We start from the raw sequence: 24032 nt of genomic DNA, 5'->3' as shown, positions 1-24032 counted from the left end.
CATTTTCGACCGTGCGCCTATCGCCGGCGCAATGTCGGCTCCCTCGCCATGCACTCCACCAGATAATCGATAAACACCCGAAGCTTCGGCGGCAGGTAACGCGTGGGCGAATGCAACAACCACGCTTCGCCATGGTAGGACGCAATAAAGTCCCACCCGGGCAGCACCTGTACCAACCGCCCCTCCTCCAACGCATGCCGCGCGGTGAAATACGGCAAGCTGCCAATTCCCACGTGCTGCAACACCGCATCCAGCCGAACGCCGGTGTGGTTCGCCGCATAACGTCCACGCACGCCGACCGTCACCGCCTTGCCGCCCTGGCGGAATTTCCAGCGTGAATCCCCCGGGGTTTCACCGAGATAGATGCAACTGTGCGCCAGCAAATCATGGGGATGCTCCGGCGCACCATGCTCGGCTAGATACTGCGGCGTGGCACAGAGTAAATGCTCAATCGGCAATAACTGCCGCCCCACCAGGCCCGGCGGCGGGCTGTCGGTGATGCGGATGCTGAGGTCGACATTGTCATCGATCAGGTCCACATGCCGGTCCTCGAGGATCAATTGCACATCCACCCTGGGATAACGCCGCAGGAACTCCGGCATATGCGGGTGCACCACAAACCGCCCCACCGCCTTCGGCACACTGACCCGCACCAGGCCCTCGGCCTCGTGGGTGAACTGGCCGCTGATTTCCATCACTGAGCGCGCCGCGCTGACCATTTCCTGGCAGCGCTTGAAAACCTCCTCACCGGCTTCACTCAGGCGCAATTTGCGCGTGGTGCGTTGCAGCAAACGGGTGGACAGGGCCTTTTCCAGGCGCGAAATACTGCGGCTTACCGCCGACGGCGAAACACTCAACTGCCGCGCCGCTTCGGAGAAGCTGCCGGTCTCTACTACCTTGACGAAAATCGCCATTTCGCCCAGCAGCGGCAAAGGAAGATTGATGCTCATGACGCACAGGTCCATTGATATTTGAGCGGATTATCACCTATCCAGGCACTATTTATACTGCCCGCAGAACCCTGATGCGGATGTAGAAAATGACCGAGCGCCTGTTTTTCACCCATGACCACCTGACCGCCGAGCTTGAAGTACTCAGTTGCACCCCCTGCGAGGGCCAGTTTGCGGTCGTTTTGCAGTCGACGATTTTCCATCCCCAAGGCGGTGGCCAGCCGTTCGATACCGGCTGGCTGGGCGACAGCCAGGTGCTGCGAGTCACCCAGGAAACCGATCGCGTGGTGCACTATGTCAACCAACCGGTGGAACCGGGCCCCATCACCGCGCGGGTCGACGAACCACGCCGCGCCCTGCACACCCGCCTGCACTCCGCCGGGCATTTGATCGGCAACGCTGGCGAAACCCTGGGTTGGATGCCGATCAAGGCGCACCACTGGCCAGGTGAAGGCAAGATCACTTTTATCCGTGGCGAAACCGCGCAAGCCATGGACGCCGAGATCATTCAACAGCAGATCAACCAATGGATCGCCGCCGACTACCCGCGCCATATGGCCCTGGACGACGGCACCCGCGAAGTGGGCTTCGGTGATCTGCCCACCTACGCTTGCGGCGGTACCCATGTGCAAACGCTGGGCGAGTTGGGTCAGGTAACGATCCTGGCGCTTTCGGAGAAAAAGGGTGCGTTGTCGGTGCGTTACAGCCTGGACTAGAGAGCAGAGTCGGGTGCTATCGAGTTTTTAGATAAGCCTCCCAGTGGTCTCCCGGGCACACCTTGGCAGTGGTAGTGTGTCGAAATATTTCTGACATATTGATCAGGAATCCCCCATTTCCCTTTGCAAAGGAATGCCCCTGACCATGCACTTTCGACTCAAGCAATTAGCGGCTGCCACCCTGTTCGCGGCCGGCCTTTCGGTGATGACCACACCTGCCTTTGCCAACATCACCCCAGAGCAAAGCACGGCGATCCTGACGAGCTTCAGCGAAACGTCGGTCACGGATTTCCGTGGTTTCCTCGGCACCCTGGCCAAAGGCGACCTGGGCAAGGCCAACGACGTAGGCCCGGCGATCGGTGCCTTCCTCGATAACAAAACCCTGACCGCCGACCAGCAGAACGAAATCCATCGCCTTTTGGGTATTTACACCCGAGTGAAATACGGCAAAGCCGCCCTCGATACCTTGCGCGAACTGGTGGAAATTCCGACCTTCAACGTGGACGGCATGCCGCAGTACAAAAATCCGGAATTCATCCGGATTGCCGCCAAGATCCAGGCCCTGGCCAAGACCTTCAACCTGAACTTCCGCAACGTCGACAACCGCGTGTACGAGATTTCCCTGGAAGGCAACGGCGACGAAGTGGTGGGTATCCACGCCCACGCCGACGTGGTGCCGGTGACGCCGGAGAACTGGGTGTTGAAAGACGGCACCAGGCTCGACCCGTTCAAGGTCACGCTGATCGGCGACCGCATGTATGGCCGTGGCACCGAGGATGACAAAAACGGCATCGTGGTGGCGATGTACGCCATGAAGGTGATCAAGGAAGAGAAGTTGCCGCTGGCGCGCAATTTCAAGCTGCTGGTGGACACCACCGAAGAAACTTCCGGCGACGCGATCCCCTATTACTTCGAACGCAACCCGACGCCGCAGTACAACCTGGCGCTGGATGGCGGCTACCCGGTGGTGATTGCCGAAAAAGGTTATGGCACTGTCATGGCCACCTTCCCGCGCCGCAAAGGGGAAGGCCAAGGCGCGGAAATCATCGCTATGACCGGCGGCATGGCCACCAACCAGATTCCCTCGGCCTCGGTTGCCACGTTGATCAGCGACACGCCTGCCGAACTGGCCGCCAGCCTGCAAAAAGCCGGTACGGAGTATGCCAAACGCAACGGCGGTGACTTCGAAGTAACAGCCAAGGTGGTTGGCAAAGAGGTCAAGCTGACAGTGACCGGGGTTTCCGCGCACTCCTCCGAGCCCGAATCCGGTATCAACCCGGTGTCGCGCATGCTGGAGCTGATCCACAGCATCGACGGCAAGATCGCCCTCAAGCACAACCACATCACCGACGCGGCCCGTTATGCCTCGGACAACTGGGGTCTGGATTATCTGGGCGGCAAATTGGGCGTGGGTTTCTCCGATGATTTCATGGGGCCGCTGACCACCTCGCTGACCTTTGTCGGCCTGGATGACAAAGCCTTCAAGCTGGCGGTGAACCTGCGTGTACCAAAGGGCAAATCGCCGGAGAAACTGAAAGCCGAGATTTCCGACAAGTTGAGCGCCTGGGACAAGCAAACCAAGGTCAACGTGGACTTCACCTACTCGGTCGCCGAATCGATGTACCGCAACCCGGAAGGTGAGTGGGTGAAGGCCTTGTTGGCCGTGGCCAGCGAAAACCTCGGTATGGAGCACAAATTCGGCACCTCGGCCGGCGCGACGTCCGTGCATGAACTGCCCAATGGCGTGCAATTCGGCCTGGCGCGGCCGGAAGTGAAATACACCGGGCACACCGACAATGAGTTCAAGACGGTCGACCAGTTCTTGCTGGATCTGCAGATCGTCACCGAAATGATGGGGCGTATCGGACAGTTGCCGAAGCTCTGACAGCGATTGAAGTGTGCGCAAAAAAACGCCGATCAGTGATGATCGGCATTTTTACTCAGGTTCTTCATGCGCCCTGGTATCGCTTGCGCTCCTGCTCCCGCTGCAACATGTCCAGGGGTGGGTAGTAGATATACAGGGAAGACTCGATGGCAAACCATGCCGACGCCAACATTACCCCGCCCGCTACCACGACCATGCTGGCCAGAAACAGCCCCGTATCACCCAGTACATGCATGGCCGAGAAAATCAGCGAACCAGTGCCGAATCCAAAATATGGCACCGCCCAATCCACGACGGACAGCACCAAACAACCAAACACCAAGTGCGCGACTTTGTTCATCATCAACCGGTGCTGTTCTCGCAACTGCACATGCCGCTGATACCAGCTAAGCAGGAAATCACTGTTTTCCTTCAGTGCCAGGTCCAGAAGGTCGTTGGCCCACACATAACCGATCCCCCTTGAAGGAGGTGTATAGGCATCACCCAAGAGCTTTGGAAAGGCCATTCGCAACCTTGTGCCGATCCCACGAACGATTTCCGTCAACAGCGGCAGAACGAAAGACACCACCAGCGCAAAAGAGGCCGCGGTGACCGCCAGGAACCCCAAGTCAGCGAGCAATGCATCGCTGCTGGTCGTCCACTCCACCAAGGGCGTCCGGGTACGGATTAGCAAAGCGATATCGAGAAACAGCACAACGCTGACAAAGCGCATTGCCCAATGGAAATCCCATGCTTTTTCCAAGGCGCTGATACCCAATGGGGCGACCTTGGTTTCACCGGACGATTGAGAAGTTTCTGCCATCACGCGTGCTCCTTGAACTCAAACGCCAGACTATATCTCGAACACGCCAGGAACTGAGTCAGGAAGATGACAGGTTCAGGCAGATGAACAAATAACGCACAAACAAAAACGCCGATCATCACTGATCGGCGTTTTTGTTGAATATGGAGCGGGAAACGAGACTCGAACTCGCGACCCCGACCTTGGCAAGGTCGTGCTCTACCAACTGAGCTATTCCCGCAAATGGCGTCCCCTAGGGGACTCGAACCCCTGTTACCGCCGTGAAAGGGCGGTGTCCTAGGCCACTAGACGAAGGGGACACGCTACTGAAACACATGGTGTGTATTTCAGTGCCCAGAGGCCTCGTCCGAAGACTTGGTCCTGGTTTCACTCAGTGCCGCCCGAAAGCCACACTGCTTGTAAATTGGAGCGGGAAACGAGACTCGAACTCGCGACCCCGACCTTGGCAAGGTCGTGCTCTACCAACTGAGCTATTCCCGCATATGGCGTCCCCTAGGGGACTCGAACCCCTGTTACCGCCGTGAAAGGGCGGTGTCCTAGGCCACTAGACGAAGGGGACACACGTACAACATTCACTCCCTACCGCGTTTCGCTGTGTGCTTTACGCTGTAAGTGGCGCGCATTCTATGGATGGATTGAAAGGTCGTCAACCCCCAAGGATAAATTTATTTAAATCAATGACTTCGCCCGTGTTTACCGGCCCGCGCGGGGCATTCTGCCCGTCCAGGCCTTGACGCCTATATTCTGGCGTCCGACAAGGCGCTATAGTTCGTTCCAGCAAGTGATGGCAATGTGCATCTACGCAGGGAGCGGCTACTTATATAGAAGAACTACCTGGGTAACTGGTCGATCAGTCCTATCCGTCGACAAGCCCAGTCACTACACTCCACTGTAAACCCTATCAAAGAGGTCACACCGGTGACACCACTCATGATCACCCTGCTGGTAATTGCCGGGATCGTAATACTGATCGCCATTGGCTACATGAACCACGTGGTGGAAAACAACAAGCTGGAAAAGAAGCGCACCGAGATCGAGCTTAATGATCGCCTGCGCCGTTGCGGTGAGATCACCGAGACCTTCCCTGGCCAACTGATGACCCCGGCGCTCAAGCTGTTATTGGCCCGCCTGGAGCTCAACGTCAATCAGCGCCTGTTGAACCTCAACAAGACCAGTGCACCGCTCAAGGCCCGTATCACCGAGCTGAACACGCTGGTGGCCCAGGGCGAGTCCATCCCGGTGAACAACCCGCCGGCGCCGATCCAGACCGAAGCCAAGGCCAAGGACGTGCGCTTCCTGCTGGAAGCCCTGCATGGCCAGGTCACCCGCGCCGCCCAGGACGGGTTCCTGCCGACCAACGAAGCCAAGCACTGGATCAAGGAAATCCGTCATATCCTGGTGCTGTTGCACATAGAGTTCTTCAACAACCTCGGCCAGCACGCCTTGCAGCAGGGCCAGCCTGGCCAGGCGCGCCTGGCCTTCGAGCGTGGCGTGCAGTACCTGCGCAAGCAGCCTGAACCGGTGCTCTACAGTGCACAGCTGCAATTGCTGGAAGGTCAACTGGCCCGCGCCAACTCGACCGTGCTGGCTAACAGCAAACAGGCGGCGGAGGAAGTCAACGAATTGACCGAAGGCATGAAAGAAGTCGACGCCGATGCCGAGTGGAAAAAGAAAGTCATCTACGACTGATCTGCCCACTCCCCTGGGGTGAGCGGGCTGCCCGCTCGCCCCAACATGCCATCAATTTGCATCTATCGCCCCGCCCCCGACTAGCGTAAAAAAGTGCCCCTCACTCCGTGAAGTCAGAGGCCCGCTATGCCTATCGCCGTCATTGATGGACAACCGCTGCATTACGTCGACCAGGGCACCGGCCCTGTCGTCCTGCTCGGCTCAAGCTACCTGTGGGACCGCAACATGTGGGCCCCGCAGATCGAAGCCCTGTCACAACAGTACCGGGTCATCGTGCCCGAACTGTGGGGCCACGGCGAATCGGGCCAACTCCCCGCCCCCACCCACACCCTCGACGACCTTGCGCGCCAGGTCCTGGCCCTGCTTGACCATTTGGAGATCGCACAGATCAACCTGGCAGGCCTGTCGGTGGGCGGCATGTGGGGCGCACGCCTGGCATTGCAGGCCCCCGAGCGGATCAACAGCCTGGTGCTGATGGACACCTACCTCGGTGCCGAGCCAGAGGCCACGCGCCAGTATTACTTCTCGTTGTTCAAGATGATTGAAGATGCCGGCGCCATTCCTGAGCCGTTGCTGGATGTGATCGCGCCGATCTTCTTTCGCCCCGACATCGACCGCGAATCGGCGCTCTACCAGGATTTTCGCAAGTCACTGCAGGACTTTCCCCGGCAACGCCTGCTGCACAGCATCGTCCCCCTGGGTCGATTGATCTTCAGCCGCGAAGATGTACTGGAGCAACTACCGCGGCTGGACGCCGATACCACATTGGTGATGTGTGGCGAACAGGACAAGCCTCGGCCACCCGCCGAATCCGAGGAAATGGCCGAACTGATTGGCTGTGCCCTGATCCTGATTCCAGACGCCGGGCATATCTCCAGCCGGGAGAACCCGGATTTCGTCAACGAAGCGCTGCTGACCTTCCTCGCCAACCACGCCTGATCGCCCTCCCTTTTGATCGCCGCCTCGGGGCGGCGATCAAAGGCGGAAGTGCCCCACCATCCCCTTGAGCTCCGCCCCCAACTGCGCCAGCTGGATGCTCGACGCCGCATTGCCCTGCATGCTCAACGCCGATTGATCGGCACTCGCACGAATACTGGTGACACTACGGTTGATCTCTTCGGCCACCGAGCTCTGCTCCTCAGCCGCAGCGGCAATCTGCTGGTTCATCTGCTGGATCAACGACACCGCTACCGCAATGCTGCCCAGGGCACTTTCGGTTTCCAGCGCATCGCTGACCGCCAGCTTGACCAGTTCGCCACTTTGCTGGATCTGCTGCACCGATGATTGCGCCGCGCTGCGCAAGGTACTGACCAGCCGCTCGATTTCTTCGGTCGACTGCTGGGTGCGCTTGGCCAGTGCCCGTACTTCATCGGCCACCACCGCAAAACCCCGGCCCTGTTCGCCTGCGCGGGCGGCTTCGATGGCTGCGTTCAGGGCCAGCAGGTTGGTCTGTTCGGCGACGCTTTTGATCACGCTCAGCACGGTGCCGATATTCTGGATTTCGGCACTGAGGCTCTCGATGCTGGTGCTCGCGCGTGTACTGGACGTGGCCAACAATTCGATACGCTGCAAACTCTGGCGCACCACCTGCTGGCCGCTGTCGACTTTTTCATCCGCCGTCTGCGCGGCTTGTGCGGCCTGCTCGGCGTTGCGTGCCACATCGTGCACGGTGGCGGTCATCTGGTTCATCGCGGTAGCGACCTGCTCGGTTTCTTCCTTCTGGCTGCTGACCTCGACATTGGTCTGCTCGGTCACGCTGGACAGCGACTGCGCCGAGCTGGCCAATTGTTCGATACCGGCCTGCAGGCCGCTGACCATCTGGCTAAGGCCGCCGCCCATCTGTTGCATCGCCTGCATCAACTGGCCGATTTCATCACGGCGGCTGACCTCCATGCGCCCGCTCAGATCCCCGGCGGCAATCTGTCGGGCTACCGCGATCACACTGCGCAGCGGCGCGACAATCAAGCGGGTAATCACCCAGGCCGCAATCAACCCCACCAGCAAGGCCAGGGCCGATGAGCCAATGATCAACATCGCGCTTTTCTTCAGTTGCGCCTGCATCGACAGGTCTTCAGCGTCATAGGCCTGGTTGACCCGGCTGACGACTTGGTCAGCTCGATCATGCAGTTGTTTGTAGACGACTTTTTCCTGGGCCAGCAGGCCGGTGTATTCCCCCAGCTTTTCGCTGAAGGCGGCGATATGCCCGGAAACTTCGTTGAGCACCGTCTGATAACCAGGGTCCTTGACCGACGTTTTCAATTGCTCGACCTGGGCCAGGGCCTGGTCGGCCTGCTCGATCTTGCCTTGCTCGGCGTCGTCAGCATCCGCCTTGCGGCTCTGGTCCAGGCGCACATGGGCTTCGTTCATGGCCTGCAACATCAAGCGGGAAACCTGACTGATCTGGCCTGCCTGCTCGATAAACTCGGCCCCCTCCTTACCTTGGCTTTCCTTGAGGCCATAGGCGCCGTCGTCCGCCAGCCCGGCCTGCAATACATCCAGGTTATTCGCCACGCTGGACACCGACCAACTGGCCATTTCCAGCGCCAGATCCTTGGTCTGCGTCAGCTCGACGAACTCATCGAACGCCTTCCGGTAGGCTGCCAGAGCCTGCTCGACCTCGGCCATCACCGGCACATTCGCCGCAGACTGGGCCTTGAGGCCGGCCGCCTGGGCCGCCAGGGCATCGAGACTTTCATGCAAGGCGTCGACGGCCTTGGGGTCGGCGTGCAGCGCGTAGTCCTGTTCGATCAGGCGCACCTTGAGCAAGCCGCTGTTGAGCGACGACATGGCTTTGAGGCCTTCAAAACGCTGGCCAACGGTTTGCAGGGACCACACGCCGATAGCCGCGACCAACGCCGTCAGCAGCAGCACCAGGGTGAAGCCCAAGCCCAGTTTTTTCGCCATACCCAGGTTGGCGAAACGTCGTTGCACGCCTGAAATCATTGCACTTGAATCCTCTTGCAATGGCGGACGCCATCAAGTCCGATGGACAAGCAACGAGATTCGCAATCAAAAGGCACTGAGCACAAGGCACTGGCGCCACAATAATGGCAAAAAGCTACACACTCGTCGTTTTCAGAATGGTCGAGGTCGATCTGGCGGGCCCCATCGCACGGAACAACGCCAAGGCACGTTGATCAGTAGCATAGGCGACATTAAGGCGTAGCCACTCACTGTGCCCGCCGGTGGGACTGAACAACGCCCCGGGCGACAACAACACCCCCAACTGCCGGGCGCACGCCTGCAACCGCGAAGGCTGCGCCGTCCCCGGGCGTGCCCACAGGAACATACCGCCGGTGGGTACGGCGAACACCTCCCACTCTTCGTCCTCCAGCACTTGCAGGGTCACGGCCATTTCACTGCTCAACCGCTTGCGCAGGCGCTGCACCCACTTGCGATACGTGCCATTGGCCAGCAACGTGGCGACCACCGCTTCAGCAAACCGGGAGGTGCCGAAGCCGCTCAAGGTCTTGAGGCTGGCCAGTTGCGTGATGATTGCGCTGCTGGCGCAGAGGTAGCCCACGCGCAAGGCGCTGCTCAGGGTCTTGGAAAAACTCGCGACGTAGATCACCCGATCATCATGGGGCAATGCAGAAAGCCGCGTGCAACTGGCCTGTTGCAGATCGCCGTAGACATCTTCCTCGATGATCAGGAAGTTCTTGCGGTGTGCCAGTTCCAGCAAGCGCTCGGCCACCAGCCGGCACAGGCTGGTGCCCGTGGGATTGTGATAGAGGCTGTGGATGAACAGGCACTTGGGATGATGGTGCTGCAGCAGCGCTTCAAGCGCCGGGAGGTCGGGGCCCCCTCGGGTACGCGGTACTTCCAGCAGTTGCACGCCCTGGAACGCCAGCTGCCGATAGAGGTTGGCATACCCGGGGGTTTCGACCACCACGCTGTCGCCGGCCTTGAGCAGCGTACGTATCAGCAGGTCCTGGGCATGGCTGGCACCTGCGGTGGTCAGGATGCGCTCCAGGCTGGTGGCGATGTGAATCTGGGTCAGGCGCTTGAGCAGTTGCTCGCGCAGCGCAGGCAGACCCAGAGGGGTGCTGTAGTTGAACAGGCCGGCCGTGTCGGTGCGGGTGACTTCACGAATCGCGTAACTGATGTCATCGCTTTCGCGCCAGGCATCGGGCAACCAGCCACAGCCCAGCTTCAACTCGCCCAACGGATTGTCGGCAAAGGCGCCCCACTCGCGCTCCGCCCCCTCATACCAATTGCCTTCGTGGCAGGCAGCCGGCTGGGCCACCACAAATCCCGAGCCCTGCCGGGGCGCCAGCACCCCTTGGGCGACCATCCGTTCGAATGCTTCGATCACGCTGGATTGGCTGAGCAGGTTATCCAGGGCCAACTGGCGGACGGACGGCAAGCGCGTTCCGGGGCTCACGCCGTCCTTGCGAATCCATTGCACCACTGCACTGACGATTTGCTGCACTACCGGTACAAGGGCCTGTCGATCAATCCCTAAATCCATGAGCCACTCACTTCAACTGTCTGTTATCAACCCGGAGAGTTAAGCACAGAAGCAGCAGGTTGCCGGCCGCATAAATTTATTAAATTATTGATTTTATTGACTTATTTACCTACTGACACATATTCGGTCACAGCGTTTTGCCAGCTTTGGAAAAGCCCCACGCGCGCCCAGACGTTTTCGAACAAGGGGCCGGCGCCAGGTCCTAGATAGCCGTCGCGCCACCGTCCACGGCCAAGGCGTGGCCGGTGGTGAACGCCGCTCCATCGCTGCACAGGTACAGCACTGCGCTGGCGATTTCCTCCACCTTGCCGATACGCCCGACCGGGTGCATGGCGGCGGCGAATTCGGCCTTGCGGGGGTCGGCTTCATAGGCGCGCCGGAACATATCGGTATCGATCACCGCCGGGCAGACGGCGTTGACGCGGATTTTCTTCTTCGCGTACTCGATGGCTGCCGACTTGGTCAGGCCGATCACCGCGTGCTTTGAGGCCGCGTAGATACTCATCTTCGGCGCCGCGCCCAACCCCGCCACCGACGCGGTGTTGACGATCGCCCCACCGCCCTGGGCCAGCAGCAGCGGCAACTGGTACTTCATGCACAACCAAACACCCTTGACGTTGACGCCCATGATCGCGTCGAACTCATCCAGGCTGCCGTCCGCCAGCCTGCCCTTCTCGATCTCGATGCCGGCGTTATTGAACGCATAGTCCAGGCGACCATAGGCGCCGATGGTCTGTGCCATCAACTGCTGCACATCCGCCTCCTGGGTGACGTTGCAGCGCACGAACAGCGCCTCGCCCCCGGCCTGGTGGATCAGCGCGACCGTACCCTCGCCGCCAGCTACGTCCAGGTCGGCGACCACGACCTTCAAGCCTTCGGCGGCGAACGCCAGCGCAGTGGCGCGACCAATACCGGCGGCGGCGCCAGTCACCAGGGCGACCTGGCCGGAAAACGTCATGCTCATGGAGGATGTCCTATTGGGATTAATGGCAGTGGCACGAGTCTAGCCAACGCCCAGACGCACACGTCAGCACTATCAGAAGTCCGGTTAGTGCTGCATGAGTCATAGTGATAAGGCAACCGGGCTCACTATCAATGGCACCTATCGATGAGCATTCGCACCCTAGGCTGACCTTGCCCCCGGGCCGTCCAAGGTCTATCAATCATGCTTCACTTCTAAAGAGTCCTTGCCATGACCGCCCAGACCAACCGCCAATTCCTGCTCGCCAAACGCCCGGTCGGCGCGGCCACGCGGGAAACCTTCACTTACCAGGTCGTGCCGGTGGGCACGCCCGGGGACGGGCAGGTGCTGGTGCACAACGAATACCTGTCCCTCGACCCGGCCATGCGTGGCTGGATGAATGAAGGCAAGTCCTACATTCCGCCCGTAGGCCTCGGCGAGGTCATGCGCGCGCTGGGTGTAGGCAAGGTGATTGCCTCGAATAACCCGAAATTCGCCGTCGGGGACTACGTGAATGGCGCCCTGGGCGTGCAGGATTACTTCCTGGGCGAACCGCGCGGCTTCTACAAGGTCGACCCCAATCTGGCGCCCCTGCCCCGCTACCTGTCTGCGCTGGGCATGACCGGCATGACCGCCTACTTCGCACTGCTGGACACCGGCGCGCCCAAGGCCGGTGAAACCGTGGTGATCTCCGGCGCGGCCGGTGCCGTGGGCAGCATTGCCGGGCAGATCGCCAAGCTCAAAGGCTGCCGCGTGGTCGGCATTGCCGGCGGCGCCGACAAGTGCAAGTTCCTGGTGGATGAGCTGGGCTTCGACGCCGCCATCGACTACAAGAACGAAGACGTGCCCGCCGCCCTGAAGCGCGAGTGCCCTAAAGGCGTGGATGTGTATTTCGATAACGTCGGCGGCGACATTCTTGACGCGGTGCTCAGTCGGCTGGCGTTGAAAGCCCGCGTGGTGATTTGCGGGGCCATCAGCCAGTACAACAACAAGGAAGCGGTGAAAGGCCCGGCCAACTACCTCTCACTGCTGGTCAACCGCGCAAGGATGGAAGGCTTTGTGGTGATGGATCACGCGGCGAACTTTGCCGCCGCCGGGCAGGAAATGGCCGGCTGGATGGCCCAGGGCAAGCTCAAGAGCAAGGAGGATATCGTCGAGGGGCTGGAGACGTTCCCGGAGACGCTGATGAAGCTGTTCAACGGCGAAAACTTTGGCAAATTGGTGCTCAAGGTCAGCTGATACACGGCAGATCCGCGCGTTCCCACGCGAACGTGGGAACGCGCATCGATCAGGCGATCTCGGCGACTACCGCCGCCAACGCCTTGGCCGGATCCGCCGCCTGGCTGATCGGACGACCGATCACCAGGTAGTCGGAACCCGCGTCCAGTGCCTGGCGCGGGGTCAGGATGCGGCGCTGGTCGTCCTGGGCACTGCCCGCAGGGCGAATCCCCGGGGTCACCAATTGCAACGACGGATGGGCAGTTTTCAAGGCCTGGGCTTCCAGCGCCGAGCACACCAGGCCATCAAGGCCGGCTTTCTGCGCCAGGGCGGCCAGGCGCAGCACCTGCTCCTGAGGCTCGATATCCAGGCCAATGCCCGCCAGGTCCTCGCGCTCCATGCTGGTCAGCACGGTCACGCCGATCAGCAACGGCTTGGGGCCGCTGCGCTGTTCCAGCACTTCGCGGCAGGCGGTCATCATGCGCAGGCCGCCGGAGCAGTGTACGTTGACCATCCACACGCCCATCTCGGCCGCAGCCTTGACCGCCATGGCGGTGGTGTTGGGGATGTCGTGGAATTTCAGGTCGAGGAACACCTCGAAGCCTTTGTCACGCAGGGTGCCGACGATTTCCGCGGCGCAGCTGGTGAACAGTTCCTTGCCGACCTTGACCCGGCAAAGCCTGGGGTCCAACTGGTCAGCCAGCTTCAGTGCGGCGTCACGGGTGGGGTAATCCAGGGCGACGATGATAGGAGTCTGGCAGGCGGACATTGGAATGGGCTCTCAGGCAAGTCGAAATCGGCGCGGATTGTAGCGCAAGCAGCGCCGTTGCGGGATCCGATGATCGGTAAATACTGACCAACCGCCATCAGCCAGGCATTCCAGATGATTATTTCAAAGCTGATACATTCATGACATGCCCACAACACTCCCTGCCGCTAGCCTCGCCCGCACGACCCACCGACCAGCACTACCAGCCATGGGGCTGGGCGCCTATGCTGACCGTAACAACCAGGCAGATGATCGCACTATGCATACCCCTTCCGTCCCCGTAAACGACGAGCAAAAAGGCGCGGTGGTCGCCGATGACAAGCGCTGGAACACCCGTGCGCTGATCGTCGACGACGATGTGCCGATCCGCGAATTGCTGATCGACTACCTGGCACGCTTCAATATCCTCGCCACCGGCGTGACCGACGGCGCCGCGATGCGCCTGGCCATGCAAGCCGAAACCTATGATGTGGTGGTACTCGACCTGATGCTGCCGGGGGAAGACGGCCTGACCCTGTGCCGCTGGCTGCGCGCCGAATCGGATATCCCGATCCTGATGCTCACCGCCCGCTGCGAGCCCACCGACCGCATCATCGGCCTGGAACTGGGGGCCGACGACTATATGTCCAAGCCCTTCGAACCCCGTGAACTGGTAGCTCGCATCCAGACCATCCTGCGCCGGGTACGCGATGACCGCACCGAACAGCGCGCGAATATCCGCTTCGACAACTGGCGCCTCAACAGCGTGTTGCGTCAATTGGTGGCCGACGATGGCCTGGTGGTGCCGCTGTCCAACGCGGAATTCCGCCTGTTGTGGGTGTTTATCGAACGCCCGCGCCGGGTGCTGAGCCGTGAGCAGCTGCTTGATGCCGCCCGTGGCCGCTCGATAGAGGCCTTTGATCGCAGTATCGACTTGCTGGTGTCACGCCTGCGGCAAAAACTCGGGGATGACCCCAAGGCACCGCAGTTGATCAAGACCGTGCGCGGCGAAGGCTACCTGTTCGACGCCCGGGATATTGGCTGATGCGCGCGCCCTTCAACACGCTGTTCGGTCGGCTGTTCGGCGTGTTACTGGTGGCGATTGTGCTGGCCCATGGGCTGGCGTTCTTCTGGTTTCACCACTACGGCCAACCGCCGCCGCCCCCTCCTGAGCGATTTATCGAGCAGCCGGACGGGACCCTGGCGCCGATGCGCGACAAGCACCCACGCCCCTGGTTTGGCGGCCCGGTGGTGCCCCTGACCTTTCAATTCGTCTCGTTGATTATCGCGGCCTGGTACGGTGCCAAACTGCTGAGCCGGCCGATACAGCGCCTGAGTGAAGCGGCGGAACGCTTGAGCCTGGACCTCGACAGCCCACCCCTCGATGAATCCGGCCCGAGGGAAGCACGGCAGGCCGCCTCGACCTTCAACCTGATGCAAAGGCGTATTCGCGAGCAGGTCAGCCAACGCGCGCGCATGCTCGGCGCCGTCTCCCATGACCTGCGCACCCCGCTGTCACGCCTCAAGCTGCGCCTGGAGCAGATCGAGGACACCCGGCTGCAGGGCCAGATGCGCCAGGACCTGAACGACATGATCGACATGCTCGACGCCACCCTGAGCTACCTGCACGAACAGCGCACCAGTGAAACCCGGCATTGGCTGGATGTGCAGGCGCTGGTGGAGTCCATGAGTGAAAACGCCCAGGACCAAGGCTCCGATGTGCAATGTGCGGGCAGCTGCCTGCCCTTGCAGGTGCAACCGATGGCCCTGCGCTCATGCCTCAACAACCTGATCGACAACGCCTTGCGTTATGCCGGCACCGCCCGCGTGGAGCTGGAGGACAGCCGCGAAGCGCTGGTCATCCGTGTGATCGACCACGGGCCGGGGATTGCGCCCGATAAGCGTGAGGCGGTGTTCGAGCCGTTCTATCGGCTGGAAGGCTCGCGTAACCGCAATTCCGGCGGCGTTGGCCTGGGCATGACCATTTCCAAGGAAGCCGCGGAGCGCCTGGGCGGCCGCCTGAGCCTGGAAGAGACCCCAGGCGGCGGCTTGACCGCCGTGATGTGGTTGCCCAGGGCTTAAAGGGGCTTGTCTTCACGCCGAACCTGGGCCTGGGTTGCGCTCCAATCCATCAGCAGGCTGTAGGCCACGGCCAGCAGGGTCGGGCCGATAAACAGGCCGATAAAGCCAAAGGCAATCAAGCCGCCGAAGACCCCGAGCAACACGATCACCAGCGGCAGGTTGCCGCCACGGCTGATCAGGTAGGGCTTGAGCACGTTGTCCACGCCGCTGATGATGAACGTCCCCCACACGCCAAGGAACACCGCATAGGTGTAGTCGCCTTTCCACGCCAGCCAGGCCGTGGCCGGGATCCATACCAGCGGCGGGCCCATCGGGATCAGGCTGAGCAGGAACGTCACGATCCCCAGCACCAACGCACCCGGCACGCCGGCGATCAGGAAGCCGATCAGTGCCAGCAGGGCCTGGGCGGCGGCAGTGCCGATCACACCGTTGACCACCCGCTGCACCGTACCGGCCACCAGTTCGATGTAGTAACCGGCACGGTCACCGATCAGTCGTTCCAGCAAGCGATGCACGAACATCGCCAGACGCGGCCCATCACGATAAAAAAAGAACACGAACACCAGGCTCAGGGTCAGTTCGAGGATGCCGCCGCCGATCTGCGCACTGCGCGCCAACAGCCAATTGCCCACCTGCCCCAGGTACGGCTTGAGGCTGACCATCAGCGCCGCGCCCTGCTCGTCGATGCTGTTCCACATGCCGACCAGGCGTTCCCCCACAAAGGGAATCGCCCCCAACCAGGCTGGCGCCTCGGGCAGCCCATCGACCTGAATATCCTTGATCAACGCCACGGCATCGCGCACATGGTCCGCGAGATTGAACCCCAGCCATACCAGCGGCACCGCCACCAGCAACATCCAGCCCAGGGTCAGGATGCCGGCGGCCAGGGATTCACGGCCACCCAGCGCGCGGGTCAGCAGCACCATCAGCGGCCAACTGGCAAACGCCAGCACCGCCCCCCAGAACAGCGCCGACCAGAACGGCGCCATCACCCAGAAGCTGGCACCAAACAGCACCAGCAGCAGGATTTGCACCAGCAGGCGATCGTTATTGAGCATGGGGTATCTCTAGAAAAGGCTGTAGGAAGAGAGCTTAGGCGAACGGCACGGGTCCGTTCGCCCTGTTGCGGTCAGCGTATCAGATGCAGGTGCAGGCCTTTGGTTTCAGTGCTGCCGGTTTCCAGGCGCGCGGCGCGCACGCCTTTGTCGACCAAAGCCTGGCGCCAGGCTTCGGCTTTCGGGCCGGTCAGGCTGACGCGCAAGGTCGTATCGAGGTTCAAGCCCCGGGAAATCAGGGTCAGCCAGGTGTCGTCGGGGTCGCCGCCAAGCGCGGGGAAATCCAGCTCACCGGTGCTTTTCAGCTCGCGCAACAAGGTGGCCGAGGTGGGCAGCAGGTCGCCCAGCGGTGCGCCGGCATCCAACTGCTCCACATGCAGGTAGGCACGACGGTTGCCTCGGGTGATGCCGTAGATGGCCACCAGGGAGTTTTCCTGCGGGGCGGCGAGACGCAGCAGCAGGTATTCCTGCTGGCCGTCGGCACCTACCAGCTTGGCATTACCGAACACTTCGTTGGCCCACAGGCTGCTTTCACCGCAATCGCGGGCCTGGCACCAGAACAACAACTGCGCGCCGTTGGCCTGCAACGCTTCGCGCGTCGACGTGAACGCAGCACTGGAGGTGTGTTCGGCAGGCAGCTCGTAGGTAATCGCTGTGGCTTGCCCACGGGCGGTGGCCTGGCCCTCATAACGCAACTGGCCACTGATCTTGCGGATCGCCCCCATGGGGTAGATGCGTTCCTTTTCTTCAGCGGGACGGTAATCGACGATCTGTGCGTCGACCTGACGGGCCACGGCAGGCAGGTCCTGGCTTCCCGGCACATCGGCGGCGAACACCAAGGGGCTGAAACAGCACAGTCCGAGGGCACGTATACATCCTTTACGCAGGCTCATCGGATCGGTGAGCCCTGGCCATCGGAGGTCGCAGCAGTGTTGAGTTGGTTCATGGTTGACTCCCTTTCAATCCGCCCAGCCTCGGCAGTTGACCGCCCCAAGTCAAGGCGCGGAGAAGAACCGATTGAAACAGTCTGCAACAAGGACCGCACCAGGCTCATCATTCAGGTGTAAATGATGGCCACCCGGCAACGTGGTTACCGTAAAGGGTAGCTGGGAAAGCAATTCGGGATGTTTCGCCAACATGCCATCGGCGGCGACCACCAACTGCGTAGGGCAACCCACGCGGCGCACGAAAGCCATCGCCTGCTCATCGGTCAGGCGCATCGGCGATGCCAGGGTCAGGCGACTGTCCGAGCGCCAGGTATAACCGCCCGGCACCGGCATCAAACCGCGCTGGGCCAGCAGTTCTGCGGCTTCACGGCTCACGGCGACCAAACCTTTCATACGCGCCTCAACCGCCCGGTCGAGGGTGGTGTAGACCGGCTTGCGCTTATCCTGCAGGTTCAATTGCGCCTGCAAGGCCATGCCCAGGCGCTCGGCGGCGTTCTCACCGCTGGCCGTGGGCGGGATCACGCCGTCAATCAAACCCAGGTGCGTCACCCGTTCCGGCAAGGCACCGGCCAGCACCAGGGACACGATGGCGCCGAGGGAGTGGCCGAGTAATGCAAAACGTTTCCAGCCAAGTTGCTCGGCAACGTGCAGCACGTCGTGGACGTAATCCCACAAGGCATAACCGGCACCTGTAGGACGATGCGCCGAATGCCCATGGCCGGCCATGTCCAGCGCCACGATACGCAAACCCGCAAGCTTCGGCGCCAGGCGTGCAAAGCTGTTGGCATTGTCCAGCCAGCCATGCAGGGCGATCACCGGCAAACCGTCCTCGGGGCCAAACAGATGGGCCGCCAACTCAATGTGCGGCAGGCTCAGGCGAACCTCTTCGACGGGTGTGCTCATGCGCAGCTGCGCTCCCGGGCTTCCCAGCGGGCGAACAGGGTCTTGATCAAGGTCGCGGTGTCCTGGGGGCGTTCGAGGGGAAACATATGGCCGCCGGGCATGGTGAGCATTTCGCCCATGGGCAGACGGTCGACGCCGCTGGCGTGGTGACGCATCACCACGCGGCTCTGGCGACCGCGCACCACCGCCAGCGGCACTTTCAATTGGCGCACCTGGCCGGGACTGGTGTGGGGCACGCCCCGGTAGATGCTGATTTCGGTGGCCGGGTCGAAACGCAGGCGCAGGCGATCACCCGCCTGGTACAGGCCGTGTTGCAGGTAGGCGTCGAAGCATTCCGGGTCGAAGCCTCGGAACAGGGTCTTGCCGGCGAAGTAGCTGCGCGCGGCGTCCAGGTCGCTGAATTCCTCACGACGGCCCAGGGTACGGCCGGCCGGCGTGAGGCGGTCGATAAAACCGAAGCGCTTGGCGGCGCGGATCACCCAACGGTCGGCGCGGGTCAATACCGGCGAATCGAGCATCACTACCCCGCGATACAGCTGCGGGCAGCGCAGGGCCGCGTGCAAATGCAGCACGCCACCCAGGGAGTGGCCCACGCCCCAGACGGGCTGCGGTTGCTGCTCCAGATGATGGATCAACTCGTCCACCAGGTTCTGCCAGTTATCGTCCACTGGAAACCTGGGGTCGTGACCGTGTTGCGGCAAGTGAGCCACCGCATACTCCGGGGCCAGGGCGGCAAACAGCTTGCCGTAGGTGGCCGAGGGGAAGCCATTGGCGTGGGCAAAAAACACGTGCTGCGACATAGCGGATCCATCTGCAAAAACCGAGATTGATTGTCACCAGGCCCAAGCCCCACAGCAATGACTGTAACTGCCAGGAATGATGACACTCACGCCACACCTATCGCGCCGGAGGGGTTTCGCCCAAAGGCACCACGGCCATGGTCAGCCGTGAGACACAGTTGCACTTGCCGTCATCGGTGGTCAGGCGAATGTCCCAGACCTGGGTGGTGCGGCCGATATGGATCGCCTTGGCCACCGCCGTCACCCGCCCGCTGCGCACACCGCGCAGGTGATTGGCGTTGACCTCCAGGCCCACGCAATAGAACTTGCTCGGGTCGATGCACAAATAGGCCGCCACGGAGCCGACGCTCTCGGCCAGAACCACCGACGCACCGCCATGCAGCAGGCCGTAGGGCTGGTGAGTGCGGTGGTCGACCACCATGCTGGCGGTGAGGGATTCCTCGTCGAAGCTTTCAAAACGGATGTCCAGCAGTTCACCGATGGTGTTTTTCTGGCCGGCATTGAGTTGCTCGATATTCGGTTGGGTGCGCCACAAGCTCATGGAATTGTCCTTATTGGTTTTATTACGGCCCTAATCCTGCCACACAACTGCCTCGCTGCGCTCGCTCCAACGAAAAGCGACGGACATAAGACCCGATCCTCTGTGGCCTGGCGGTAGCCTACGGATTCTTCACGCTGACCAGGCTCATCAACCCCGCCAGCGGGAAGTCGCCCTCAAGCTCTGCCAGGCTGGCGGTGGACATCGGCTGCGGCTGGCGCTGATGGCCATGCTGCAGAAAACTGATCAAGCTGCCGACCAGGGGCTGATGACTGACCAGCAGCACGTTGTCATCACTGTCGAGCTTGCTCAGGACCTCCAGCGGATTGCCCTCCGGCGTGAGCCAAGGCACCGTGCGGATGTCCGGCGCAAAACCCAACGCGTCCCGCACCAGCTGTGCCGTCTGCTGCGCGCGCACGTACGGGCTGGCAATGATCGCGCTGAGCGGCTGGCCGATCAGGTGCGCCGCACTGCGCAACACCTCGGCGCGGCCATGTTCGGTGAGGTTGCGCTCGGCATCCGTGCGGGCATGCGCCTCGGCCTCACCGTGACGCAAGACCCACACCTTCATAGCTTCGGCTCCTCATCCCGCACCGGGTGCGGCGCCGGCGGCACGCTGTGGGCGGCTTCGCCCTCGGGAGCGCGCGGGGTTGGCCAGTCGGCGAACGGCCAGGGCTTCTGCTCGGTGTGGAAGCTGCCAAAGCGGCCGATCTGGGCAAGGAACTGGCTGAGGCTGTCGCCGAAGTTCATCAGGCCCAGGTTCGGCGCGCTGTAGACCAGGCGGTAGATCAACTGCACCACCACCAATGCGCCGAGCAGGAACTGCGCCACCTGCCACACCAGGGCAAACACCAGCATCCACAGGATGCGCAGGACAATGGACTCGTACTTGGGGGCTGCTTTTGGATCGTTCATGGCGCGTTCCTCAGTTGAAACCACTGGTGGAAATAAAGTCGACGTCGGTTTTGGGCTCGGCCCGCATCAGCAACTCGATGACCTGGTTCAAGGTGCGCCCTTCAAACAGGATCGCGTGCAGCCCGGCGACCAGCGGCATGTACACGCCGACTTCCTGGGCCTTGGCCTTGAGCACCTTGAGGGTGTTGACCCCTTCGGCCACTTCACCCAGGCGCGTCACGGCGTCTTCCAGGCTCAGGCCCTGGCCCAGGGCGAAACCCACCTGGTAGTTGCGGCTTTTCGGCGACGAGCAGGTGACGATCAAGTCGCCCACGCCGGCCAGGCCCAGGAAGGTCATGGGGTTGGCGCCCTGGTTCACCGCGAAGCGGGTCATTTCCGCCAGGGCACGGGTAATCAGCATGCTCTTGGTGTTTTCGCCCATGCCCAGCGCCACCGCCATGCCGGCGATGATCGCGTAGACGTTTTTCAGCGCCCCGCCCAGTTCCACGCCAAAGCGGTCGCCACTGGCGTACACGCGGAAGGTCCGGCCATGCAGCACCGCCTGGACGCGCTCGCACAACGCCTCATCCTCGCTGGCGATCACCGTGGCGGTCAGCGCGTGCTCGGCGACTTCCCGCGCCAGGTTCGGCCCGGACAGCACGCCAATGCGCGCCTGGGGGGCGATCTCGGCGAGGATTTCGCTCATCAACTTGAAGGTCTGCGCCTCGATGCCCTTGGTCAGGCTGACCAGCAGCTTGCCCGCCAGGCGCTCGGCATGGGGCGCCAGCACCGCGCGCAAGGCGCTGGAAGGCAGCGCAACAAAGCACAGGTCGCAGTCCGCCAGGGTGGCCAACAGGTCGGTGACCGGCTCGACCGCCGGATGAATCTTGATGCCTTTAAGGTAACGCGGGTTTTCGCGGTGTACGCGAATGGCCTCGGCCTGCTCGGGATCGCGCATCCACTGGCGCACCGCATGACCGTTCTCGGCCAGCAGGTTAGCCACGGCGGTACCAAAACTTCCGCCTCCCAGGACCGCAATAGGGCGCTGTTCAGTCATATGCAATCCGTTAATCCATACCAGTGGCGATGGCGGCATTATACGGGGCGACCCGCTTGCGGCCAGCCCCCGTATCAAATCGTGGGCCTGTCGGGAAATGCCATGCCTGTGGGACGGAATTGCAAGGGCGGCGACTGGCAAATAGCCTCGCCTCGGTTAACATGGGCGGCTATCCGTCACTATCAAGGCCATGTCGTGTATTTGGGCCCTCCTTCCCGTTCATCTCTACTGCTTATGCTGTTGTGCAGTGCACCTGCGCTGGCTGACGACCTGTTCCTCGACAGCCAGCCGCTGCCGCAGGTCTTGACCGCCACGCGCCTCAAGCAATCGGCCGCCGCCGTGCCGGGCAGCATGACCGTGATCGACAGCGAGTTGATCAAGGCCAGCGGCGCAAGGGATATCAGCGAGCTGCTGCGCCTGGTGCCGGGGATGATGGTCGGCTACACCACCGGCAACCAGGCGGCGGTGAACTACCACGGCACCAGCGCCAGCGATGCGCGACGCATGCAGGTGTTGATCGACGGGCGTTCGGTGTACCGCGCCGGCCTGGCCACGGTGGACTGGAGCGACATTCCGGTGGCGATGGAAGACATCGAGCGCATCGAGGTCTTCCGCGGCCCCAACACCGTCAGCTACGGGGCGAATGCCTTGATGGCGGTGGTCAATATCCTCACGCGCTCACCGGCCAACAGCCATGGCTCACGGGTGAAGGTGATTCGCGGTGAGCGCGGTATCAATGACTTTTATGCCAGCCAGGGCGTGGGCTGGGAAACCGGCGATCTGCGCCTGTCGCTGTCCGGGCAACAGGACGATGGCTTTGACAGCGATGCCGTTGGCGCCGACCGCCGAGACGGCCGTCGCCTCAACCGCTTCAGCCTGGCAGTGAGCCAGACCTTGAACGCGCAACAGAGTATCGACTGGCAACTGAATGCCAAGGAAGGCACCAACCAGCGCCCTTACACCTACACCCCCGTATTCGCCGGGATTACCGAGGGCGGCGACAATTCCGATGTCACGGCCAAGGACTACGCCGGTTCCCTGCGCTGGAACTTTGATTTCAACCCAGACCACAGCCTGTATATCCAAGGCTCGGCCCAGCAGTGGGACCGCCGGCAAATCTGGAAGGCCTGTGACGCCAAGGTCTCGTTCAGCCCCGAGCTGACCCAGTTGTGGCAGCTCAACCCCAACTATGCCGAACGGCTGGCCCGGCATATGGACACCTACAGCCAGGGCACCGCGCCACCGGGCAGCGCCGCCGAACAAGCCTTGGCCAACCAGGTACTGGACCAGTGGCGCAACGGCGCCAACCAGAGCGTATGCGGCGACATCGACCAGAGCACCCGCGAAAGCCGCTACGATGTGGAAATCCAGGACACCCTCAGCCTGTCCGACAGCCTGCGCCTGGTCAGCGGCATGAATTACCGCTACGACCGCGCCGACTCCGATACCTACTTCAACGGCACCCTGGACGACACCACCTGGCGCCTGTTCGGCCAGTTGGAATGGCGCGCCAGTGAACATTGGCTGCTGCAAGGCGGCGCCATGTTCGAAGACACGCACCTGAGCGGCCATTCGCTGACGCCAAGGGTGGCGGTCAACTATTTGATCAACCCGCGCCACGGCTTGCGCGCGGTGTACTCGGAAGCCATCCGTTCGCCGGACATGTTCGAGAACAATGTCAACTGGAGCTACCGCGTCACCAACCTCAGCTCACCGACCTATGGGCAGAGTTCCGGACAGTACTTCGTGAAGACGCGGGGCCCGGGCAACCTCGACAAAGAACTGATGCGCTCGCGGGAACTGGGCTACAACGGCTTCTTTGCCGACATCGGGCTGAACATGGACGTGAAGGTGTTCTACGACGAAATCACCGACATGATCAGCTCGCCGCTGCGCAATAACCAGTACATTGCCAGCAACGCCAACAGCTCACGCTTCACCGGCGCCGAGTCCCAGTTCGACTGGCGCGTGAGCAACGCCGACCGCCTGCGGCTGACTTACGCGTATGTCGACGCCACCACCAGCAACCCACTGGACAAAGCACAGACCGCGCGTAACAGTGGCTCGGCCGGCTGGTTGCGCGAATGGGGCCAAGGTTGGTCCAGCGCGCTGTTCTACTATGGCGACGACGCACTCAACCAATATCGTTTCGAACGGGTCGACCTGCGGGTGGCCAAGCGCATTGCCCTGGGCAAAGCCAACGTGGAGCTGGCCGGCATGTTGCAACAACGCCTCGATAACCAGCCCACCACCTGGGCCGACAACACTTACGACCATCGTCACGTACTCTACTTCAGCGCGGAGCTGGAGTTCTGA

22 protein-coding genes, 4 tRNA genes and 1 pseudogene are annotated in these 24032 nt (G+C 61.8%); 8 read left to right on the top strand and 19 right to left on the bottom strand.

Annotation, left to right across the window (positions count from 1 at the left end; all coding sequences use genetic code 11):
- Positions 1-17 precede the first annotated feature (17 nt).
- Complete coding sequence (locus PspCFBP13509_RS25515) at positions 18-950, bottom strand: LysR family transcriptional regulator (protein ID WP_065924554.1); 933 nt, start codon at positions 948-950, stop codon at positions 18-20.
- A gap of 89 nt (positions 951-1039) precedes the next feature.
- Between PspCFBP13509_RS25515 and PspCFBP13509_RS25510 the strand changes: the two genes are divergently transcribed.
- Entirely contained in the window at positions 1040-1666 is a 627-nt protein-coding gene (locus tag PspCFBP13509_RS25510; protein WP_065924517.1) for a hypothetical protein, read from the top strand.
- A 145-nt stretch (positions 1667-1811) separates the two neighbouring features.
- Positions 1812-3551, top strand: a complete 1740-nt coding sequence (locus PspCFBP13509_RS25505; protein WP_137212859.1) for a dipeptidase — start codon at positions 1812-1814, stop codon at positions 3549-3551.
- Positions 3552-3615: 64 nt separating this feature from the next.
- On the opposite strand, the gene PspCFBP13509_RS25500 is transcribed toward PspCFBP13509_RS25505, so the two are convergent.
- The 5 genes from PspCFBP13509_RS25500 to PspCFBP13509_RS25480 all read right to left on the bottom strand — a co-directional run bounded on the left by PspCFBP13509_RS25500 (position 3616) and on the right by PspCFBP13509_RS25480 (position 4912).
- The gene (locus PspCFBP13509_RS25500) at positions 3616-4353 is read right to left on the bottom strand and encodes a hypothetical protein (RefSeq protein ID WP_065924516.1); all 738 of its coding nucleotides are present in this window, start codon (positions 4351-4353) and stop codon (positions 3616-3618) included.
- Between the two features lie 144 nt (positions 4354-4497).
- Positions 4498-4573 (bottom strand) — tRNA-Gly (locus PspCFBP13509_RS25495).
- 3 nt (positions 4574-4576) lie between these two features.
- Positions 4577-4652: transfer RNA gene (locus tag PspCFBP13509_RS25490), tRNA-Glu, on the bottom strand.
- Positions 4653-4757: 105 nt separating this feature from the next.
- Positions 4758-4833, bottom strand: a tRNA-Gly gene (locus PspCFBP13509_RS25485).
- A gap of 3 nt (positions 4834-4836) precedes the next feature.
- Positions 4837-4912 (bottom strand) — tRNA-Glu (locus tag PspCFBP13509_RS25480).
- 359 nt (positions 4913-5271) lie between these two features.
- On the opposite strand from PspCFBP13509_RS25480, the gene PspCFBP13509_RS25475 reads away from it, so the two are divergent.
- The gene (locus tag PspCFBP13509_RS25475; RefSeq protein ID WP_027607090.1) at positions 5272-6042 is read left to right on the top strand and encodes a hypothetical protein; all 771 of its coding nucleotides are present in this window, start codon (positions 5272-5274) and stop codon (positions 6040-6042) included.
- 126 nt (positions 6043-6168) lie between these two features.
- Complete coding sequence (locus PspCFBP13509_RS25470; RefSeq protein ID WP_137212858.1) at positions 6169-6981, top strand: alpha/beta fold hydrolase; 813 nt, start codon at positions 6169-6171, stop codon at positions 6979-6981.
- Between the two features lie 36 nt (positions 6982-7017).
- Here PspCFBP13509_RS25470 and PspCFBP13509_RS32280 read toward each other — a convergent pair whose 3' ends face one another.
- The 4 genes and pseudogenes from PspCFBP13509_RS32280 to PspCFBP13509_RS25455 form a co-directional block, all read right to left on the bottom strand.
- A complete protein-coding gene (locus tag PspCFBP13509_RS32280; protein WP_370671245.1) occupies positions 7018-7860 on the bottom strand; it encodes a methyl-accepting chemotaxis protein in 843 nt (280 codons plus the stop codon).
- An 18-nt stretch (positions 7861-7878) separates the two neighbouring features.
- A pseudogene (locus PspCFBP13509_RS32275) lies at positions 7879-8076 on the bottom strand (HAMP domain-containing protein); the annotation flags it as partial.
- Between the two features lie 1024 nt (positions 8077-9100).
- Positions 9101-10513: an aminotransferase-like domain-containing protein gene (locus PspCFBP13509_RS25460; RefSeq protein WP_065924513.1), complete on the bottom strand. Its 1413-nt coding sequence runs from the start codon at positions 10511-10513 to the stop codon at positions 9101-9103.
- Between the two features lie 202 nt (positions 10514-10715).
- A complete protein-coding gene (locus PspCFBP13509_RS25455) occupies positions 10716-11477 on the bottom strand; it encodes an SDR family oxidoreductase (protein WP_065924512.1) in 762 nt (253 codons plus the stop codon).
- A 228-nt stretch (positions 11478-11705) separates the two neighbouring features.
- On the opposite strand from PspCFBP13509_RS25455, the gene PspCFBP13509_RS25450 reads away from it, so the two are divergent.
- Entirely contained in the window at positions 11706-12713 is a 1008-nt protein-coding gene (locus tag PspCFBP13509_RS25450; RefSeq protein ID WP_065947280.1) for an NADP-dependent oxidoreductase, read from the top strand.
- A gap of 49 nt (positions 12714-12762) precedes the next feature.
- Here PspCFBP13509_RS25450 and pyrF read toward each other — a convergent pair whose 3' ends face one another.
- Entirely contained in the window at positions 12763-13461 is a 699-nt protein-coding gene (pyrF, locus tag PspCFBP13509_RS25445) for an orotidine-5'-phosphate decarboxylase (RefSeq protein WP_065947279.1), read from the bottom strand.
- A gap of 259 nt (positions 13462-13720) precedes the next feature.
- On the opposite strand from pyrF, the gene PspCFBP13509_RS25440 reads away from it, so the two are divergent.
- Entirely contained in the window at positions 13721-14485 is a 765-nt protein-coding gene (locus PspCFBP13509_RS25440) for a response regulator (RefSeq protein WP_065924552.1), read from the top strand.
- Positions 14485-15522 (top strand): sensor histidine kinase, encoded by a 1038-nt coding sequence (locus PspCFBP13509_RS25435; protein WP_065924509.1) that lies wholly within the window; start codon positions 14485-14487, stop codon positions 15520-15522. The genes PspCFBP13509_RS25440 and PspCFBP13509_RS25435 overlap by 1 nt, the downstream gene beginning before the upstream one ends.
- Here the strand turns inward: PspCFBP13509_RS25435 and PspCFBP13509_RS25430 are convergent.
- From PspCFBP13509_RS25430 to PspCFBP13509_RS25395, 8 genes are all read right to left on the bottom strand, one after another.
- Positions 15519-16580, bottom strand: a complete 1062-nt coding sequence (locus PspCFBP13509_RS25430; protein WP_065947278.1) for an AI-2E family transporter — start codon at positions 16578-16580, stop codon at positions 15519-15521. The two genes, PspCFBP13509_RS25435 and PspCFBP13509_RS25430, sit on opposite strands and share 4 nt — an antisense overlap.
- Positions 16581-16651: 71 nt before the next feature.
- Entirely contained in the window at positions 16652-17470 is an 819-nt protein-coding gene (locus PspCFBP13509_RS25425; protein WP_065924507.1) for a DUF4892 domain-containing protein, read from the bottom strand.
- Positions 17471-17572: 102 nt separating this feature from the next.
- Positions 17573-18427, bottom strand: coding sequence for an alpha/beta hydrolase (locus PspCFBP13509_RS25420; RefSeq protein ID WP_065924506.1), 855 nt, complete (start codon positions 18425-18427; stop codon positions 17573-17575).
- Positions 18424-19227 (bottom strand): alpha/beta fold hydrolase, encoded by an 804-nt coding sequence (locus tag PspCFBP13509_RS25415; protein ID WP_027607078.1) that lies wholly within the window; start codon positions 19225-19227, stop codon positions 18424-18426. The genes PspCFBP13509_RS25420 and PspCFBP13509_RS25415 overlap by 4 nt, the downstream gene beginning before the upstream one ends.
- A gap of 97 nt (positions 19228-19324) precedes the next feature.
- Positions 19325-19768, bottom strand: coding sequence for a hotdog fold thioesterase (locus tag PspCFBP13509_RS25410; RefSeq protein WP_065924505.1), 444 nt, complete (start codon positions 19766-19768; stop codon positions 19325-19327).
- A 118-nt stretch (positions 19769-19886) separates the two neighbouring features.
- Positions 19887-20336: a phosphohistidine phosphatase SixA gene (gene sixA / locus PspCFBP13509_RS25405; RefSeq protein WP_065924504.1), complete on the bottom strand. Its 450-nt coding sequence runs from the start codon at positions 20334-20336 to the stop codon at positions 19887-19889.
- Entirely contained in the window at positions 20333-20680 is a 348-nt protein-coding gene (locus tag PspCFBP13509_RS25400; RefSeq protein WP_065939916.1) for a DUF4389 domain-containing protein, read from the bottom strand. Before PspCFBP13509_RS25400 ends, sixA begins: the two co-directional genes overlap by 4 nt.
- 10 nt (positions 20681-20690) lie before the next feature.
- Positions 20691-21716 (bottom strand): NAD(P)H-dependent glycerol-3-phosphate dehydrogenase, encoded by a 1026-nt coding sequence (locus PspCFBP13509_RS25395; RefSeq protein ID WP_065924502.1) that lies wholly within the window; start codon positions 21714-21716, stop codon positions 20691-20693.
- Between the two features lie 195 nt (positions 21717-21911).
- Between PspCFBP13509_RS25395 and PspCFBP13509_RS25390 the strand changes: the two genes are divergently transcribed.
- Positions 21912-24032: a TonB-dependent receptor plug domain-containing protein gene (locus PspCFBP13509_RS25390; RefSeq protein WP_330215542.1), complete on the top strand. Its 2121-nt coding sequence runs from the start codon at positions 21912-21914 to the stop codon at positions 24030-24032.

The sequence above is a fragment of the Pseudomonas sp. CFBP13509 genome (assembly GCF_005233485.1).
GTDB lineage: Bacteria > Pseudomonadota > Gammaproteobacteria > Pseudomonadales > Pseudomonadaceae > Aquipseudomonas > Aquipseudomonas marginalis.
This window is presented reverse-complemented; position numbering and strand designations above follow the sequence as displayed.

What these genes read in the sequence shown, in the direction of transcription:
- PspCFBP13509_RS25515 (WP_065924554.1), bottom strand. Translation starts at nt 950, where the DNA reads ATGAGCATCAATCTTCCTTTGCCGCTGCTGGGCGAAATGGCGATTTTC.
- PspCFBP13509_RS25510 (WP_065924517.1), top strand. Translation starts at nt 1,040, where the DNA reads ATGACCGAGCGCCTGTTTTTCACCCATGACCACCTGACCGCCGAGCTT.
- PspCFBP13509_RS25505 (WP_137212859.1), top strand. Translation starts at nt 1,812, where the DNA reads ATGCACTTTCGACTCAAGCAATTAGCGGCTGCCACCCTGTTCGCGGCC.
- PspCFBP13509_RS25500 (WP_065924516.1), bottom strand. Translation starts at nt 4,353, where the DNA reads ATGGCAGAAACTTCTCAATCGTCCGGTGAAACCAAGGTCGCCCCATTG.
- PspCFBP13509_RS25470 (WP_137212858.1), top strand. Translation starts at nt 6,169, where the DNA reads ATGCCTATCGCCGTCATTGATGGACAACCGCTGCATTACGTCGACCAG.
- PspCFBP13509_RS32280 (WP_370671245.1), bottom strand. Translation starts at nt 7,860, where the DNA reads ATGGTCAGCGGCCTGCAGGCCGGTATCGAACAATTGGCCAGCTCGGCG.
- PspCFBP13509_RS25460 (WP_065924513.1), bottom strand. Translation starts at nt 10,513, where the DNA reads ATGGATTTAGGGATTGATCGACAGGCCCTTGTACCGGTAGTGCAGCAA.
- PspCFBP13509_RS25455 (WP_065924512.1), bottom strand. Translation starts at nt 11,477, where the DNA reads ATGAGCATGACGTTTTCCGGCCAGGTCGCCCTGGTGACTGGCGCCGCC.
- PspCFBP13509_RS25450 (WP_065947280.1), top strand. Translation starts at nt 11,706, where the DNA reads ATGACCGCCCAGACCAACCGCCAATTCCTGCTCGCCAAACGCCCGGTC.
- pyrF (WP_065947279.1), bottom strand. Translation starts at nt 13,461, where the DNA reads ATGTCCGCCTGCCAGACTCCTATCATCGTCGCCCTGGATTACCCCACC.
- PspCFBP13509_RS25440 (WP_065924552.1), top strand. Translation starts at nt 13,721, where the DNA reads ATGCATACCCCTTCCGTCCCCGTAAACGACGAGCAAAAAGGCGCGGTG.
- PspCFBP13509_RS25435 (WP_065924509.1), top strand. Translation starts at nt 14,485, where the DNA reads ATGCGCGCGCCCTTCAACACGCTGTTCGGTCGGCTGTTCGGCGTGTTA.
- PspCFBP13509_RS25430 (WP_065947278.1), bottom strand. Translation starts at nt 16,580, where the DNA reads ATGCTCAATAACGATCGCCTGCTGGTGCAAATCCTGCTGCTGGTGCTG.
- PspCFBP13509_RS25425 (WP_065924507.1), bottom strand. Translation starts at nt 17,470, where the DNA reads ATGAGCCTGCGTAAAGGATGTATACGTGCCCTCGGACTGTGCTGTTTC.
- PspCFBP13509_RS25420 (WP_065924506.1), bottom strand. Translation starts at nt 18,427, where the DNA reads ATGAGCACACCCGTCGAAGAGGTTCGCCTGAGCCTGCCGCACATTGAG.
- PspCFBP13509_RS25415 (WP_027607078.1), bottom strand. Translation starts at nt 19,227, where the DNA reads ATGTCGCAGCACGTGTTTTTTGCCCACGCCAATGGCTTCCCCTCGGCC.
- PspCFBP13509_RS25410 (WP_065924505.1), bottom strand. Translation starts at nt 19,768, where the DNA reads ATGAGCTTGTGGCGCACCCAACCGAATATCGAGCAACTCAATGCCGGC.
- sixA (WP_065924504.1), bottom strand. Translation starts at nt 20,336, where the DNA reads ATGAAGGTGTGGGTCTTGCGTCACGGTGAGGCCGAGGCGCATGCCCGC.
- PspCFBP13509_RS25400 (WP_065939916.1), bottom strand. Translation starts at nt 20,680, where the DNA reads ATGAACGATCCAAAAGCAGCCCCCAAGTACGAGTCCATTGTCCTGCGC.
- PspCFBP13509_RS25395 (WP_065924502.1), bottom strand. Translation starts at nt 21,716, where the DNA reads ATGACTGAACAGCGCCCTATTGCGGTCCTGGGAGGCGGAAGTTTTGGT.